Origin of the sequence: Paenibacillus sp. 2KB_22 (assembly GCF_052115745.1) — a bacterium.
GTDB lineage: Bacteria > Bacillota > Bacilli > Paenibacillales > Paenibacillaceae > Paenibacillus.
Genome location: NZ_JBFRHG010000003.1, coordinates 689,736 through 706,861, shown reverse-complemented (window position 1 = coordinate 706,861; position 17,126 = coordinate 689,736). Strand labels below are relative to the sequence as shown.

The window sequence follows — 17,126 nt, the reverse complement described above, 5'->3', positions numbered from 1 at the left end:
TCTCATCCTTTGCGGCCTAAATAGTTAATAATCTGCTGTGCAGGCACTCTGGCTTCCTGCTTCAATTCGGTGATGCCATCTTCATGTTCCTTCAGCCACTGTGATCGTTGATCCAGCAATCCAACGACAGTCTTGGCGAGTTTGTCGCCATCGAGTGAGCTCGTATCCCCTGCTGGTTCACTATCCAGTCGAAGCAAGAATTGATCGATTTTCGGATCATACGAGATACCCACCGGTGGCACATATTGCGAAGCTGCATAGATCAGACTGTGCAGACGCATACCGATGACAAGATCACACTTGCTGACTTCCTCCAGCATAAGCTGAGGGTCGGTCAGATCCTGTGCGATGCTAACCTCACTGCCTTTGCTGTTCACATCACCGAGCAATTCCATAAGGAATCGTGAAGCCTGTTCATCAATCGGCAAATGAAATGGCAGAAAACGCAAGTGCACAGCTCGTTTGGAGCAAAGCTTTTTCAATCCGGCAGCAATAGCCGTTAGCTCTTTACGATCCGACTCCCAGAACCGAACGGATATGCCGATCACAGGAAGCTCGGTATGTCCTCCAGGTGAAGGTTCCACTCGATTCGTTTGTGAAGTATCATTTGCTGAAACCGAAACTGCTCCACTCTTAACTTTTGCTTCAGGTAAAGGCAAGCCCATTACGGGGTCGGGTACAACATGGATCTGATTCCACTGTAGCCCGAGTCCACGCAGGTAATCTGCTGATTGTTCATCTCGAACGGATACATAGGTACAGCCCTTAAAGACCGATTTGATCATTGGATTAAAAAATTTACGATTCACAGGGCCAATCCCCTGTGCATAGATAAACGTTGGTTTTTTCAGCATCTGAGCCAGCTTGATCACGCCCAGATAATAAGGAATGGATTTCAGTCCAGTTGCATCCTGCAATAGACTTCCTCCGCCACTGATCAATCCGTCGCTCTCTTTGAGTGCTTCACGGACTTCCTTCAATTTCATACGATTCACAGAGCGTACACCGTACATGGAGGTTGTCCACTCGGGGTCACCCGAGAGAACAATCGGTTCAATGGTGATGTTTGACCTTTGGCTTTCCTCTTCCAGTGCTGTCAGAATCGACTTTAGCACCGCTTCGTCTCCGCTATTGCGGAATCCGTAATACCCCGAGATGACTAACTTTTGAGAAGTGGTGACCATTTTTTCCAACATCCTTCCGCTACTTGCCACACACCCACAGCAACGATACCGAAGATTAAGCCAAGTCCCAATCCCATCACTCCACGAATGAGTGACAATACAGCCGGCGTATGGATATGCGCGAACGTATCCACCATGGACAATTGTCCAATCGCTGCAATAATGAGCACAAAGATGACTTTACGATATTTTAAAGCGGCGAACACGCCAACGATAAACAGCGGGTGTCCCAGCATAAATTCTTTGAATCTCGGACGTACACCGAACGTATCTTCCAACGTGGTACGCAGGAACATCTCGAATGGTGTTACTGATCCCGAGTTGCCTGTACGGCTCAAGTAATAGTATCCAACAACGGCAGCAACGAGCGCCAAAACAACCATTAACACATTGATTGGCATACGAAGCATTTCTTTAATTTTCTTAATAGAGAACGAACCCGAACCACGGTAAAACACAATGTAGATCGCTACCAGTGCCATAGGTGCAAAGTGCAACAGACTCACGCCACGGAACTGGTTAATCACCAGACTGTACGTAATGCTGTTAAGCAATGCGATAACAAAAGGTACGGCCAGGAACGAAATAATTGACGTTCTTACATATAGAACTATCGTCTGCTTCAAACGACGACCCGCAGATGCGTCGGGTTGACGCTGCTGCTGATAGTTCACTGTTCGAACAGCCAGCACCATCGCTATGGTCGGTGCGGCTATGGCCACAAGCAAGGCAATTCCTTGCTCCAGCAGCGTTGGTTTCAAGAGGAACAATCCTGCACTGCCCACCAAAGCAACCACAAATGCGATCAAGGTTAGTAGTGGGATAAAATAAGAAACCATAAGTGCAATCATGGCAATTGCACCAACAAGAGCAACCAGCTTGGCATAACGTTGAATCGACGAATCCTTCACTGTAAATGCTTCAGCTTGTCCAAGTTCGAAGCCATGCTTCGCCATGCGTTCTATCGCATGACCCGGCTCACCCAAGCTGTTGATCAGATTCTCAATTGGATCTGTAATCATGGCCTTCGATGTATTCCGACTTGGCGATGCATTCATATAGAGCATACGAATGTTACGATCCTTGGTCGCCAGTACAAAACGGTCAGCGATCGTGTCTACGTCCAGATTGGCATCGCCATCACTAAGCGAGTACAGACGCGTAACGTTGTAATCCGTTTTATAAGCAAGGGTCTGGAATCCAGACTGCGGTTTCTTCAAGTTCTCAATGGCTGCAAGACCAATATTGTGCTTGTTCAGCAACTGTGCGAACTGGTCGAGACTTTTCATCTCTGCATTATCATTGTACCCTTTCACAGCATCACCATCAAACAAGATGCGCTTTACGCCATTCTCTTCGAAGAAGGTAAGCAAGCGCTCCATCGATTCCTGGCTGTAGGGCACACTGTCCGAGATCCGCGGCAAAATGTAGAAACCTTTATCACGCAGCATCTTCACGGCAACCGGATCGGGCTGCAAAGGCTGCATGTTGGCATTCTCCGGAGGAGTCTGCAATATTAAGCCGCTACGACCTTCATATTCCCATGGTTGCACCGGAATCTGCCGATCAGCGAACGTTTGTTCAATAATAGGGGTATACGTCTGTGCGTTTTCCTCCGATGTAAATAACACATACGTGTAATTTGCGTTAGAAGGAATCACATCTTTGGTCAGGTTGGCGAGATCCTGGCCGTTGTATACCATCAGTCGGCGTGTCTTTCTCAGCTCGTCCAATGTACTTTCGAACACAGCCATCGTTGTAACGCCTGCGTCTTTTAGACGAGTCAATTGTTCATTCATGAAATCTTGCGGATGTGCCTGATACGCGGAGATATCCAGCAGACCCCGATAGTTGAAAACAAGCTCTACCTTTTTGGCAGAAGATTCTGTCTGCACCCGATCACTGATTACAGGGATGGACGCAACCAGACCGATAATAACGACGAGCCACAACCACTTCCGAGAAGCGTTATTCCAATAAAGCCATTTTTGACGCACTACATGTACCTCCTCAAGTGTTGGAACCAAATGCACGTTCAGCTCAAGTAATTCGTTCATTTAACATTCATACAATAGGTTACAAACAGCTTGTGTCAACAAGCCCTCTTATATGCCATATAGATTGAACTAAAGCATTATTTACACTTTCCACTTCGATGACAGAACAACCTTCCGATTTTACGTTCTCGTGTAAACGTTTATTTCAATTTATATTGAGCCATCTGTAATATAATTTCAAAGAAAAACCCCTCCGCCAACCAACCTTACGGTGCGGAGAGGCCTTCTCATGTCCTAACTCTTTGTTGCATTCGTATTATTGTGCGTCTACACGCGACATCACTGTAGTCACCAGACGCTCGATCCGGCTTTCCGCATCTTCCAAACTCTCTCCACGAACGGCGAAGTATACTTTGATCTTCGGTTCTGTTCCTGAAGGACGCAAGCAGAACCATGATCCATCTGCCAAAATGAACTTCAGTACGTTTTCCTTCGGAAGACCGTCCAGACCAAGGGAGTAGTCAAGAACATCTTGTACAGCAATTCCCGCTACTTCTTGTGGCGGATTGGAACGCCAGTCTGTCATTTTGGCCTGAATCTGAGCTACGCCGTCTTTGCCTTTCAGCGTACGGGACTCCAGCTTCTCCAAGAAGTATCCGAATTGGTTATACAGCTCTTGCAAGACATCATAGAGGGTCTTGCCTTGGCTCTTATAGTAAGCAGCTGCTTCAGCAATCAGCATCGAGGCAAGGACAGCATCCTTGTCACGGGCATAGTTGCCTGAAAGGTAGCCATAACTCTCTTCATATCCGAACAAGAAGGTATGATTGCCTGTTGCTTCGAACTGGTTCATTTTTTCACCAATATATTTGAAGCCTGTCAGTGTGTTCATCACTTCTGCACCGTAATGTTCAGCAATGACAGCACCCATCTCACTTGTAACAATCGTTTTGACAACTGCGCCATTGTTTGGCAGTGTTCCTGTCTCTTGCAGGCGACTGAGCAGGTAATGTACCATAATGGCACCAGATTGGTTACCGGACAAGACGAAATATTTGCCATCGTTGTCTTTCACGACAGCACCCATACGGTCTGCATCCGGATCTGTTCCGATCAGAATGTCAGCGCCCACGGATTCCCCTAGCTTCATTGCAAGCGTAAACGCTTCGCGTTCTTCCGGGTTAGGCGATTTCACGGTAGAGAACTCAGCATCTGGCTGTTCTTGTTCCGCTACAATGTGCACCTGCTCGAATCCGATCTGCTCCAATACACGACGTACAGGGATGTTGCCTGTGCCGTGCAGCGGTGTGTATACGATTTTGAAATCACGACCAATGCCCGATTGGATCAGTTCGCGGCTCAGACTACGGCTTGCTACGGTATCCACGAATGCTTGGTCTTGGTCTTCACCCAACCAGATCAGGAGCCCCTGCGCTTCTGCTTCTTCTTGCGTCAGCTTCTTCACGTCAGCAAGGGAAGGCACTTCCTGGATGTACTGAATGACTTTTTCCGCTTCAGCCGGTACCAATTGACCGCCCTCATGATTGTAGACTTTGTATCCGTTGTATTCCGGTGGGTTATGGCTCGCTGTTACAACGATTCCGCCAGTAGCCTTCTGATTACGCACTGCAAATGACAACTCTGGAGTTGAACGCAGGGATGGGAACAGCTTGGCTACAATGCCGTTTCCAGCCAGTACAAGCGCAGCATCCAGTGTGAATTCAGGTGAGAAATGACGGGAATCATGAGCTATGACAACAGAGGGTTTACCTTCCTGGTCACCATGCTGCTCAAGCAAATAACGCGCAAATCCTTGCGTTGCCCGACCTACGGTGTAACGGTTCATCCGGTTGCTTCCTGCACCAATGACCCCGCGCAATCCTCCTGTACCAAACTCCAGGTTTCTGTAAAAACGTTCCTCCAGCTCTTTCGGCTGATCCTGCAAGTCACGAAGCTCCTGTTTCGTTGCTTCATCAATCGAAGCATCCTCCAACCATTGCTGCAACGTCTCTGCTGCTGCTGTGCTTAACTGTTCCATTCCGATAAACCCCTTCCGTCTATATAAATTCAGGTGTGCTGAGTTACTTCAGCATTGCATCATCCGGTCCGTCTGCGTACCGACATGATGTCCATGCTCACGTATGTAATCAGCTTGGGTCAGACAGTGCAAACATAATCTCGCCTTCAGCGACTACTTTATCGTCCACTCGGGCAGTTGCTTTACCTTTACCAATGGAACCCTTCAGACGTGTAATCTCCACTTCCAGGATCAACGTATCTCCGGGCACAACTTGTCCACGGAATCGGAAGTTGTCCAGTCCCGCCAAAAAGCCGATTTTGCCTTTATTAGCTTCCAGGTTCAACATAGCCGCTGCACCAACCTGAGCCAATGCTTCGGTGATCAAAACACCCGGCATTACCGGATACTCAGGGAAATGACCGATAAAGAATGGTTCATTAATCGTTACATTTTTCAAACCAACAGCACGTTTGCCATCTTCCATCTCCAAAATTCTGTCCACCAGCAAAAACGGGGGACGGTGCGGGATGATTTCTTGAATCTGTTTGATATCGAGCACAGTGTAATCTCCTCTCGGGATGTTTATATGAGCATTCTTCATCATAAAGTTCTCATGTGCGCATAGGTGACCGTTACGGTTACGGATCGTTCTTTCGATCGCTGTTGTTTCCTAATGTTTCTGAACTATATCTCAGATGGATAACATTAGGAAACAAAGGCGAGCGCTTCGCTTCTTTCGAACGATTCCGTTCCCTCCACTGACGTTAGTGCGGACACGGAAAACCTTTATGATCAAATCGAACCTCATATAAAATGTTTTAATTTAAATTTTGTATGGAAAGCATATTTTCGGTTAACACTAGTTATATCCTTCATGACTGCAGTAGTGAAGGTTAAGATAAGGGGTCTCTCTTCGCGATGACGAATGTCTTTCGCAGGGGAGGCCTCTTTTGACGTCAAACGTCATCCATCATTATACTGTTTTCAACGTCAAAAAGAAAACTCCTGCCTGCGCAGGAGTTTTCGCTTAACTCGTTACATTATGGCGCGAACACCAGATTATATACATGTTCCCATGTACTCCATTGCCATACGGAACCGATATCTTGTTTGCCCAGTACCACATATCCAGCTACCATTCCGCCAGCGAGGGCAAGAACAAGCAGGGCCGGGACTAGGAACCATCTAGCGATGCGCCATCCACTCTTCTTCTTCTTCTTGACTTCCTTTTTCTCTGGCTTACTGTTCTGCTGCTGTGTTTCTGTCATCACATTCACCTTTTACGCTCTCATATTGTTGGCAAGACCCAACATGGAATCACTTGAAGTTAGCGCCTTGGCCGCCAGTTGATATGTCCGCTGTCCTTGCATAAGCAAGGACATCTCCTGTGTCATATCCACATTGGATTGCTCCAGATATCCTGGACGGATCAAGGCAGCTGCTTGACGTGTAGCTGCATTAGCGCCAAATACATCATCCTCGGTTAATCCCGCATCTAGGCCAAAGAGGTTATCCGCATATTGTACCAGACCTTCAGGGCGTTCAATGTCTACCACTTGCAGTTGTGCCCCAATGGTTGCGTTCGCCTCATTACCACGTCGGATTAACAGGTTGCCATTTTCATCAAAAGCAACTTTGCTATTATTCGGTGCCGTAATACGATTACCTTGACGATCCAGGGCAAAGTGGCCTTCACCATTGACCATCACCATCATATCTGGTGCATTTGGATTAACTTTTGGTCTTGTATCCGGTACAAAATGAAATGCACCCTGACGTGTCCACATTTTCTCCCCGTTCGCTTCTACTGCAAACATGGCATTCCCCTCAATGGCCAGATCGGTCGGAAGGCCGGTCTCGTTCAAGGGCCCTTGAGACATATCCTTCGTCACATCCGCCAAACGAGCACCAAAACCGAGGTTATATCCCATCGGTGTGGAGCGTCCATCCAGTTTGTACTTGTCCGGTTGTTGTTGCACCCGGGTCAGCACATCCTCGAAGGCTGCTTGCTTGCTCTTATAGCCTGCCGTATTCACGTTGGCAATATTATCGGCAATGACATCCAGTCGTTGCTGTATGGCAGTCATGGAAACCTTGGCACTAATCATGGAATTATTCATCGGTGGTTTACCCTCCCCTGGTTCTACCCTCCCAAACCCTCCCTGGTAGGGAGGGCCCCAGATGGCGCTGCCCTCTGGACTCCCGAAACAGGCGGAGAGGGTGCGTGGGGTACGATCTTGCTAAGTGACGGTGGTGTGTGTGCGCCGCGACTGCCCAACTAATATTTACGCCATGGTTTCACATGGCTAAATATCAGTTGGGCACGCTCTTTGTGCGGCGTGTAGCTCCGCGTGGTCTCTCCCTGCTTTGCTTCGCAAAGGGCTGTCGAGACCGTCGCTTCGCTCAGGTACTTCTACGCATTCCTAGCATAAGCTCGACTGCGTCTAAGCTCTTCGCTCCGCGTGAGCCTCTCTGCTTTGCTGCGCAAAGGGCGTTTGGCTCTCCGCTGAGCGGTTATATTTAAACGTCGGCGTTATACACGCCCGACTTCATTGACGGCTTTATCCAAACTGCGGTCGTAGAATTGTACGACCTTCTGATTCGCTTCATACGCCCGGAATGCGGCGTTCATATCGACCGTTGCCTGTGAAGCATCAACATTGGAGCCTTCCAGATAACCCTGACGGATCTGTACATTATCACCAGCAGCCATCATCCGGGCTGTTGCCCCGTTTGCATCGCTGAGACTGAAATTGCCATCACCTTGACGAACCAGTTGATTCGGCTGGTCAATGACACTAATCCCGAGAGTAACCCCTGTCGGTGCACCGCTTGCTGCATCCACCAAACGGCCTTGCTCATCCACTTTAAATTGCTCTACGGAACCTGTCAACACTATAGGTTGTCCATTATTATCCAACACCTGTGAACCTGTTGAGCTCAGCAATTGTCCCGTTCCTGTAATCTCGAAGTGACCATCGCGTGTATATCCGGTGTTACCTTCTGCATTCTGAACTGTAAAATACGCCTGAGGCTGATAAGTTACCGTGCCATCGGCCCGTACAAATTTGCCTGATGCGTCAAAAGGGACAGGTTGTCCAGTCTGCGGATCATTAACCGTCATATTGGATGAAATGGAAAAATCATTTTTCTGCCCAGTCTCCATAATGGTCCCCTGCAAATTCATGGACAAACTCTCTTCCGCGAACACCCCCGTGTTCAGCTTGCCCAGCCGCTTTGTCGGGAGATTCGCATCTCCGCCTACCAAGGTGATGAGCATTTCCGGGAAGGAACGGCTTACGCTGTTGACCTGTTTGTATCCCGTGGTGTTCATATTTACGATATTCTGTGTTGCTGTGTCATGGCGGCGTTGTTGCGTAATCATTCCCGCAGTAGCGGTGTACAGACCTCTTAACATGTATTAACCCCTCTCCTCAAGCGCTTGCACTGCATCGCAGGTTGGCTGCTTGTCCGTTCTGCTTTCCGAGCATGGCGAACCTTTACTTTTTATATCGGCAGATTAGAACTTTTTCTTAACCACCTGATCCAAATTATTAAGCATTATGCCTGTTCCCTTCACGACACAGTGCATTGGATCTTCCGCAACCCATACCGGTACATGCAATTCATTGGACAAAAGCTCGTCCAGTCCGTTCAGCAATGCACCTCCACCCGTCAATACAACACCACGGTCGATAATGTCCGCTGACAATTCAGGCGGTGTACGTTCCAATACCGACTTCGCTGCTACGATGATGGATTGCACAGAATCCCAGAGTGCTTCCTGTACTTCATTTCCCGATACCGTTACGGTAACAGGCAGACCGGATACCATATCACGTCCGCGTATGTCCATCTCGGTTTGACGTCCACCCGGATGTACGGAACCAATCGCAATCTTGATATCTTCTGCGGTCCGTTCACCGATCATAAGCTTGTACTTGGCTTTGATAAACTTGATAATGGCTTCGTCGAACTTGTCCCCTGCGACCTTAATAGAAGAGGCGGTGACCACGTCGCCCATAGACAGGACTGCAACGTCAGTCGTACCGCCGCCGATATCCACGACCATATTGCCGCTCGGCTGAAAAATATCCATTCCCGCACCGATCGCTGCCGCTTTCGGCTCTTCTTCCAGAAACACTTCTTTGGCACCGCTGCGTTCTGCCGCCTCGCGGATGGCCTTCTGTTCCACGGACGTAATGTTCGTTGGTGCACAGATCAAAATTCGAGGGTGGCTGTACCAGCTTCTTGCACCCACACGATTAATGAAATGTCTGAGCATTGCTTCCGTAATCTCGAAGTCCGCAATAACGCCGTCACGCAGCGGTCTAATGGCAACAATGTTACCTGGAGTACGCCCCACCATACGACGCGCTTCTTCCCCAACAGCAAGGACACGTTTCGTATCTCTTTCAATGGTCACGACGGAAGGTTCATCGAGGACAACCCCACTTCCTTTCACGTGAATAAGCACGTTGGCCGTGCCAAGATCAATACCGATATCCTTGCTAAACATAAAAGAGCCCCCAAAGTGATATTATTTGGTCAGCGTATCCTGTGAAAAAGAGTCCCTTATCACGTCACCGCTCGTTCGACAAAGTGCAACATATATATGTAAAAATCGGGCTGATAAGATGTCATAATTCGATCCTGTACCAGCTTTTAACATATCATACTTCAGGGGAGGGATTCAATGCATGTGTGAGCTTTTTGGCCTACGTCTTTGTGAAGATGCTTACGATTTGGCGGAAGCCAACACCTCACGTTTCTTGCCACTCGTTTTTTTGTATTTAATTTTGGTCGCTTCACCGCCCCGCAAATGGCGGATTGACTTGTGATACTCCAAAATGTGTTTCACCTGGTCAGCAAGATCAGGGTTGATTTCCGGCAGACGCTCCGTCAGATCCTTATGCACAGTACTCTTTGACACGCCGAATTCTTTGGCTATGGTACGGACCGTATTCCTCGTCTCAACAATGCAGCGACCAATTTTGATGGTCCGTTCCTTGATGTAATCGTGCACGCTCCCGCCTCCCTACTGTGTGGATAGTTTGGTACATTATATGAGGAGCATGCCTATATATTCGCGGTTTAGAGGTGTGACAAGCTTCGAAGGTCCCATTATTTTCTGAAAAGCACAAAAAGAGCAGAGGTTCAACCCCTCTGCCCATCATGTCGCTGCGGTAAAAATCATTTATTTTTCCGGAAGATATCCTTGCGGGTTAACCGGCTGTCCGTCTTCGTACACTTCAAAGTGAAGGTGGTTGCCAAGCGTTTTACCCAATTCATTGACACCAGCAGATGCAATCGCATCTCCCTGTTTCACTTCATCGTCTTGTTTCACTTTGACGTCTGCCAAGCTTTGGTATACCGTCTTCAGGTTATCGCTGTGTGTGATTTCCACAACTTGACCTGTGAGCGGATTTTGCTCAACCCGGGTAACTTTACCGGCAAGTGCTGCTTTGACTTCAAACGTTTTGTTATCCCCACGTGCCAGATCCACACCCGTGTTCGGGATGAATGTATCATTGTACTGCACCATTGCCGCTTCATGTTCCTCGGTTGAAGCTTCGCTATCATAGAAAGGTTTCACTACCGAAATTTCGGACGGTACCGCTACCGGCCATACAAAATTCTCCGACTTTGCAACAACTTCCACACTTTCTTCTTCTCCGCCTGCTGTTGTTCCTTCTGTACCCGCCGATGCACCTGTTTCTACTACCCCGCTAGCAGAGTCCGGGTTCATAGCTTTGTCGCCTGTTCCCTGATAGACCCACACTAAGGTTAGTATAATGCCTGCTGCTGCGATGTAGGCTGCCGGGAAGACCCAGCGTTTGGACATTGCTCTTTTCCATGAAGAGGGCTGGCTAGCCGGTACTCCTTGAGTTGTTTTAGGAGTTTCTTCTTGGACTGTTTTTTTGTTTTGTTCATTCATCTTGATCACCTCAGTAACAAGTGTTACCGGGTGCAACTCTTTTATACACGCGCGACTCTAATTATTTTCACGGAGGTTTCAGAGAGTGCTATATATGTGAGGTGGTGAGTGATTAGTGCGTGCACCGCTCCGGGGCCAGAAAACCTTTCGACCGGCTGTTATCCCCGGATTTCCTGATTATAATCTCCCAAGGGAGAAATCCGGTGATAAAGGCGGACACTACGTTTCTACAGGTCTTTTCTGTCCCCTGCGTTCCCCATACACTAGCACCCTTCGCATATATAGCCGAATCTCGAAAGCTCCGGAATGGGTGTTGGTAGACTGGTCTGGATTGACTGTAGAAGCCAATCCTTCTATGAAGTGCATTTATCGGTGAGAGCGAAATGATATAAGTTGTGACTGGATAATACAGATGTAAGGTGCTCTAGGTTCTTTAAAGATGTGAGATTAGAGATAGACAAGGCGCGCCACTACTGACTGTTCCATCTAACATCTAGATTTAAAAGAAGCTGAATCATGATTAGTTACAGTATAGTTAGAAGTTGCTTGGTAGACAGGGAACATAAATCATTTTTTTTAACCTTAGGGCTTGGGAACTTGATTTCAACGTTCTGATTTTATTTTTGGTTCGGCTACTTATTGCGAATGAGCATGAAATGAATTACAGCACCCACAATTTCCTGATGATTAGATAATAAAACATCTCTAACGAACTCAATCGGCCTTATTGGCGGGAAGATCGCTGCTTAGGAATCCTAACGAACCGTAGACACCCTAAATACTCTTTTTGGCCCTATGATCGCTCCAATACCGTGGTATGTCGTGATATAACGCGTCTGAGATTCGTTAGAATTTCGAATCGTCCTGATATCCTCTGATAAGGCCTCTCAGATTCGTTAGCGCGCCAATGGGTTATGGGAAGCCTAGAACAGTTCCAAACAAACTTAGATGGCTCTCATCCCCATACATTTGCACACATTGGTATCCATTCGAATCCATTCGTATCTATCCATCCGCATTCATCTCTCCTACTTCGAGGCCAGCATCTTGGATGCCTGTCCGAATGAGATGCCAGTATAGTAGTGTTTGAGAATCTGGGTGGCCGTGTGTCCCTCCTGCGCCATGCCGTTTGCTCCCCACTGGCTCATGCCAACACCATGCCCGTATCCGTACGTTGTAATCTGGACCTCGTCACCTGTGGTCTTCCAACTGAACTGGCTGGATCTTAATCCAAGCAGCTTGCGCACCTCGGGGCCGCTGAATGTTTCACCTGCGATCTGCATTTCCTTAATCCGATGACCTTTGGTTGTAGACAATACTTCCATCCACGATCCACTCTTCTGGGTGGTAACCGGAATGGCATCCAGGTTCAGCTTTTGCAGAATTTCGTTACGCTTCATGGTAACGGTCTGCTTGTAGCCTGGCGCCAGGTTTTTGTCCCATGGACTGTCCACACTTTGCAGATACGGTACAGTGTTACCCCATACATCCTCCGCATTCTCGGTATACCCATTACTTGTGGAAAAAAAGGATGCGGTGATCGCCTTGCCCTGATATGTCATCACCGTATCTCGACTTTCGCGTACAGCCTGTTGCAACTTCTCCCATTCCTTCGCCTTCCCTAGGCGAGTCCAATCCGCTTTTACCTGATCTGGCGGAATAAACACTTGATGGCTGACCGTGTCCGTCACATCCGCCACACCTGATGGAACACCGCTTGTATCACTAGCAGCTAGTCTTCGCACGATAAACGTACGAGCTGCTATTGCCTGCGCCTTTAACGCCTCCAGCCTGAATTCCGCCGGCATCTCTGCAGCCACAACTCCGGTAACATAGTCTTCCAGTGGCAGATTCATCGTTGTGCCTGTGGCAGACAGGTATACGCGTACTTGGGGTTCAGGGTAGGTAACAGGAACTGCTGGCACAGGAGCTGGAGTTCTTGTACTGCTGGCATCTGTTGGAGCAGGGATCGGCTTAGGTGATTCGGTTGTCCGCGGCCATACCAGAATGACCGGAATCAGCAAAGCCATTGCCAATAAGGCAGATACAGCGGCAGCAGGTTGCCATCGTTTAGCGTTGCGTCCCCATCGGGGTTTTCGTCCGAATGTCCGCATCCGGCGACGCTTCACACGGCGGAATTGGTCCAGCTCAATAACAGGTATATGAATATGCTCAGTTGCCTGCCGGTTCAGCTCATCTGTCGACATCCGTCCTGGGTTTGATAATCTTGCAGGCTGTGATGGAACAGTCCTCAGATTCAATGGGTTAGGCTTGTCTCTTTCCACTCCAGAAACGGTATTCTTCTCCGGCTCTTGCATGCCTGGATGAGGGACAAGAGGGACCTTTACCTGTACACGAGCTTCTTTCATTCGAGTATAACCCTCCGTTATCTATGGCCGGTCATGTGCCGGTCGTGTTGTTCAAATCCATAGTTTAGGTTATGAGCTAGCTCGATCTGATAGAACCTGATTTAAGAGAAACGAGGCCCTTTTCCTTCCATTCACTCACCTGTTTTGTTTTGCCGTGCATCTCTTACAAATGCTGATCTGTCGCCCAATATAGGTATTTATCCGAAACCAAATCCTTAAAAAAGACGCTCTTTCATTTTGTTCAGAATTGGTACAGAATACGATGTTATGCTATATAAATTAAGACCAGCTATTAATAGAATCAGGTATCAAATTCCTTGTCATCTGTTTGAAAGTAAACACAAAAAAAGCCAAGCCAGATGGCTTAGCTTTATCATTTTTTACAATATACGTTCCATCGCATTCATAATCCACGCAAGTGTGTGATTCATAATAGAGGGACCATATTTTTATTTATTCAATCCTGTGTTAAGCAAGAGTTGGTTGCACCTTAAACATCGGTACTTCTTTCTCCACTTTTTCACTAGGTGCTTTGGTTGCTTCCAGCTTAGGCTCATCAACCGAAATTCGATAGATGTCAGCGCCAAGTCCGTTAAGCTTCTCAGCAAGATGTACATAGCCACGGTCGATGTGATGAACACCGCCCACTTCTGTTGTACCTTCAGCAACAAGACCTGCAATAATGAGTGCGGCACCCGCACGCAAATCGGTAGCCGTTACTTTGGCACCCTTCAGTTTGGCATTACCTGTGATGATGGACGAACGTCCTTCAACTTTGATCTCCGCATTCATCAATTGGAACTCATCCACATGCATGAATCGGTTTTCAAAAACAGTCTCTGTCACAACACTTGTTCCTTCAGATGCGAGCAAGAGTGCCATCATCTGGGATTGCATATCTGTCGGGAATCCTGGGTAAGGTAATGTTTTCACATCCACAGCCTTAAGAGGACGATCTGCGATTACACGCACGCCATTCTCATCCGGTTGGATGGTTACACCCATCTCTTCAAGCTTCGCGATAACGGAGCCTAAATGATCAGAGATTGCACCTTCAATGTACACGTCACCACCAGAAATTGCAGCAGCAGCCATATACGTACCCGCTTCTACCCGATCCGGAATGACTGTGTGTGTAACACCTGTCAGTTTCTCCACACCTTCGATGCGGATCACTCCAGTACCAGCACCACGTACGATGGCACCCATTCCGTTCAGGAAGTTGGCAAGATCCACAATCTCAGGTTCTTTCGCCGCATTCTCCAGAACAGTTACGCCCTCGGCCAATGTTGCAGCCATCATAATATTTTGAGTGGCACCTACGGAAGCCACATCCAGATAAATTTTCGCGCCACGCAACCGTCCTTGGCTACGAGCTTCGATATAACCTTGGCCCAAGCTGATCTCTGCGCCCATGGCTTCAAAACCTTTCAAATGCTGATCAATAGGCCGTGTACCGATGGCACATCCACCAGGAAGTGAGATTCTTGTATGACCCATTCGAGTCAACAAAGGCCCCATGACCAGGAAAGACGCCCGCATTTTACTTACCCATTCGTACGGGGCTTCACAGGAAGTAAGCTTCTCCGCATTTACGGTAATCACTTCGTCCCGGTATGTAACTCCCGCTCCCAGCGATTCCAACACCTTGTTAATCGTCATCACATCGTCTAGAGGAGGCGCGTCAATAATTACGCTTTGTCCTTCTTCCCCTAAGAGAGAGGCAGCGATGATCGGAAGAACAGAATTTTTAGCGCCGCTAACTTTGACACTTCCGGTCAACCTTTTGCCACCGCGGACGATAAATTTGCTCATCATGGTTCCCTCCGCGCTTTTATTCCCTTTTCTTCATTCCGGAATACGTAAGCCCCACTGTGTGTAGAAAGGACTGTTGCTGTGTGTGGAATTTCGACATATTCTGGCATATTGCCACAGATGTCTGTTCAGAAAAGAATTGGTTTTTATAATCCATATCAATGATACCATGTGCCGTGCTTCTTGCTATTCAGCATGTAAAATTAGTGTCTTACAAGCCAGCAGAGCATCAGAACAGACAGAGTGGGATGGTTATTAGCCGGCATGAACCGGATATCCCGTTTATAACTACAAAATAAGTGAACAATTGTGAATTCCCTAACTTCCATCATAACATTGTTGAATTGTACGATACAAGCATTTTTACATAAAACATCTCAAATTCATCCAATTTTACGTCACATTTTTTTCTTAATTTCTTTACCGACAACTCATACTCTAATTGTTAACACAATTAATCGATGTTATTCGACAATGGGCTCCTTCAAGATCCTAACAGATGATTAACCAACCATCTCAACATTAAAACAAATTACGCAACATTTGAGTCCATGACAAGTAGTCAATGACAAAGCCAGCAACGGCATGCCCCAAAATAATGGCGAGCAACAAATGTAACAGTCTTCCCTGAGCACCTCGTGGTTGTCTGATGATTAAATCCAGTTTGAGATTTTGCAAAGCCCACCAAGACAACGCAATACATAAAAGGGAGACGATGATTGAGACCAAGCCATTGGTGCTTAACGCCTGGTTCACCTGATTCGTCAGATCAGTATCCATATACTCTTTACCTCCACATTTGTTGCAGCGATCAGCATATCATATGCCCGGCACCCATAACTTGTTAGTATACTGGAATGTCTTAAGCACAACATACTGAGCGTACTGTCAGATTTACTCCTGCCAGGCAGGAATCTCCTGATGCCCAAAGAGCGAGCAGCAACAATCCGGCTGTGCATGACTATGGAATCTACTACGCAGCTTCCTGCTTCTGCTGACTCTATGGAATATAGGCTCTTTCATCATACATTGTCAATTACATTGATTTCCACTTCTCAAATATTTTAATTTTAAATTGCCGGGATTTTGTGACTAAAACGACATAAAAGAGCGCTATTTCGATATCGATTCTGTCATTTCCTCGGAAATAATTTTAATTTTCTCATGAAAAAAATGGTTCTCTTAGTGGTAAATGAGCCCACTACTTTAGTCCTATATTCTATTCAAATTCTCAACATCGGTGAATAATTTGCTTAAAATACTTCCGTTACTAAAGGGATATGATGGAATTTATGGTCAGCCTTTTGATATATTCGATAAAACCATTCTATCAATCAAACTCAAAAAAGCCCGGCAGACTAAGCCGCCGGGCTTCCAAGAATCGTTTATTTGCCAAATACATTAATCCGGTTAACCGCTTTTTGCAGCGCAATCTCTGCACGACGGTGATCAAAGTGGTCCTGATTGCTTTGGCTTGCAAGCCGACGTTCTGCCCGCTCTTTCGCCGCACGCGCACGATCCACATCAATGCTTTCCGGGAATTCAGCACTCTCTGCGAGTACAACAACCTTATCTTTACGTACTTCAATAAACCCGCCACCGATAGCAACTTGTTTATTTTCTTTTCCGTTACGAATATAGATTGGTGCAATCTGCAAAGGTGTAACCATAGGAATATGGCCAGGCAGAATGCCCAGTTCCCCTTCAATACCACGAGCCGTGATGCTATCCACTTGTTCTGAATACACCAGACGCTCAGGTGTTACAATCTCCAACAAAAAGGTGCTCAATTCCATCCCTCCT

General features: G+C 47.2%; 14 protein-coding genes. All 14 read right to left on the bottom strand.

From position 1 onward, the window contains the following. Positions 1–2: 2 nt before the first annotated feature. On the bottom strand, positions 3–1,184 hold the full coding sequence (gene csaB, locus AB4111_RS21930; RefSeq protein ID WP_442033208.1) for a polysaccharide pyruvyl transferase CsaB: 1,182 nt from the start codon (positions 1,182–1,184) through the stop codon (positions 3–5). After that, positions 1,160–3,181 carry a DUF5693 family protein gene (locus AB4111_RS21925; protein ID WP_442033207.1) on the bottom strand — a complete coding sequence of 674 codons (2,022 nt, stop codon included), beginning with the start codon at positions 3,179–3,181 and terminating at the stop codon, positions 1,160–1,162. Before AB4111_RS21925 ends, csaB begins: the two co-directional genes overlap by 25 nt. A 316-nt stretch (positions 3,182–3,497) precedes the next feature. Further along, complete coding sequence (locus AB4111_RS21920) at positions 3,498–5,219, bottom strand: phospho-sugar mutase (RefSeq protein WP_442033206.1); 1,722 nt, start codon at positions 5,217–5,219, stop codon at positions 3,498–3,500. 109 nt (positions 5,220–5,328) lie between these two features. After that, the gene (gene fabZ, locus AB4111_RS21915; protein ID WP_105406857.1) at positions 5,329–5,760 is read right to left on the bottom strand and encodes a 3-hydroxyacyl-ACP dehydratase FabZ; all 432 of its coding nucleotides are present in this window, start codon (positions 5,758–5,760) and stop codon (positions 5,329–5,331) included. A 481-nt stretch (positions 5,761–6,241) separates the two neighbouring features. Continuing rightward, complete coding sequence (locus AB4111_RS21910; protein ID WP_150365855.1) at positions 6,242–6,469, bottom strand: DNA-directed RNA polymerase subunit beta; 228 nt, start codon at positions 6,467–6,469, stop codon at positions 6,242–6,244. A 12-nt stretch (positions 6,470–6,481) separates the two neighbouring features. Then, positions 6,482–7,321 (bottom strand): flagellar hook-basal body protein, encoded by an 840-nt coding sequence (locus tag AB4111_RS21905; RefSeq protein ID WP_442033205.1) that lies wholly within the window; start codon positions 7,319–7,321, stop codon positions 6,482–6,484. A gap of 413 nt (positions 7,322–7,734) precedes the next feature. Then, positions 7,735–8,619 carry a flagellar hook-basal body protein gene (locus AB4111_RS21900; protein WP_442033204.1) on the bottom strand — a complete coding sequence of 295 codons (885 nt, stop codon included), beginning with the start codon at positions 8,617–8,619 and terminating at the stop codon, positions 7,735–7,737. Positions 8,620–8,721: 102 nt separating this feature from the next. Further along, positions 8,722–9,720 (bottom strand): rod shape-determining protein, encoded by a 999-nt coding sequence (locus tag AB4111_RS21895; RefSeq protein ID WP_253441322.1) that lies wholly within the window; start codon positions 9,718–9,720, stop codon positions 8,722–8,724. 219 nt (positions 9,721–9,939) lie between these two features. Further along, complete coding sequence (gene spoIIID, locus AB4111_RS21890) at positions 9,940–10,227, bottom strand: sporulation transcriptional regulator SpoIIID (RefSeq protein WP_024632710.1); 288 nt, start codon at positions 10,225–10,227, stop codon at positions 9,940–9,942. A 171-nt stretch (positions 10,228–10,398) separates the two neighbouring features. Then, on the bottom strand, positions 10,399–11,139 hold the full coding sequence (locus tag AB4111_RS21885) for a peptidoglycan DD-metalloendopeptidase family protein (RefSeq protein ID WP_442033203.1): 741 nt from the start codon (positions 11,137–11,139) through the stop codon (positions 10,399–10,401). Positions 11,140–12,167: 1,028 nt separating this feature from the next. Continuing rightward, on the bottom strand, positions 12,168–13,508 hold the full coding sequence (gene spoIID, locus AB4111_RS21880; RefSeq protein WP_442033202.1) for a stage II sporulation protein D: 1,341 nt from the start codon (positions 13,506–13,508) through the stop codon (positions 12,168–12,170). A gap of 468 nt (positions 13,509–13,976) precedes the next feature. Further along, positions 13,977–15,323: a UDP-N-acetylglucosamine 1-carboxyvinyltransferase gene (gene murA / locus AB4111_RS21875; RefSeq protein ID WP_082762960.1), complete on the bottom strand. Its 1,347-nt coding sequence runs from the start codon at positions 15,321–15,323 to the stop codon at positions 13,977–13,979. A 522-nt stretch (positions 15,324–15,845) separates the two neighbouring features. Beyond that, complete coding sequence (locus AB4111_RS21870; RefSeq protein ID WP_124116534.1) at positions 15,846–16,103, bottom strand: DUF1146 family protein; 258 nt, start codon at positions 16,101–16,103, stop codon at positions 15,846–15,848. Between the two features lie 605 nt (positions 16,104–16,708). After that, on the bottom strand, positions 16,709–17,113 hold the full coding sequence (locus AB4111_RS21865; RefSeq protein ID WP_264932855.1) for a F0F1 ATP synthase subunit epsilon: 405 nt from the start codon (positions 17,111–17,113) through the stop codon (positions 16,709–16,711). Positions 17,114–17,126: the final 13 nt, after the last annotated feature.

Excerpts from the sequence above, each read along its gene's own strand:
- csaB (WP_442033208.1), bottom strand. The coding sequence starts at position 1,184 with ATGGTCACCACTTCTCAAAAGTTAGTCATCTCGGGGTATTACGGATTC.
- AB4111_RS21920 (WP_442033206.1), bottom strand. The coding sequence starts at position 5,219 with ATGGAACAGTTAAGCACAGCAGCAGCAGAGACGTTGCAGCAATGGTTG.
- AB4111_RS21910 (WP_150365855.1), bottom strand. The coding sequence starts at position 6,469 with ATGACAGAAACACAGCAGCAGAACAGTAAGCCAGAGAAAAAGGAAGTC.
- AB4111_RS21905 (WP_442033205.1), bottom strand. The coding sequence starts at position 7,321 with ATGAATAATTCCATGATTAGTGCCAAGGTTTCCATGACTGCCATACAG.
- AB4111_RS21900 (WP_442033204.1), bottom strand. The coding sequence starts at position 8,619 with ATGTTAAGAGGTCTGTACACCGCTACTGCGGGAATGATTACGCAACAA.
- AB4111_RS21895 (WP_253441322.1), bottom strand. The coding sequence starts at position 9,720 with ATGTTTAGCAAGGATATCGGTATTGATCTTGGCACGGCCAACGTGCTT.
- AB4111_RS21885 (WP_442033203.1), bottom strand. The coding sequence starts at position 11,139 with ATGAATGAACAAAACAAAAAAACAGTCCAAGAAGAAACTCCTAAAACA.
- spoIID (WP_442033202.1), bottom strand. The coding sequence starts at position 13,508 with ATGAAAGAAGCTCGTGTACAGGTAAAGGTCCCTCTTGTCCCTCATCCA.
- murA (WP_082762960.1), bottom strand. The coding sequence starts at position 15,323 with ATGAGCAAATTTATCGTCCGCGGTGGCAAAAGGTTGACCGGAAGTGTC.
- AB4111_RS21870 (WP_124116534.1), bottom strand. The coding sequence starts at position 16,103 with ATGGATACTGATCTGACGAATCAGGTGAACCAGGCGTTAAGCACCAAT.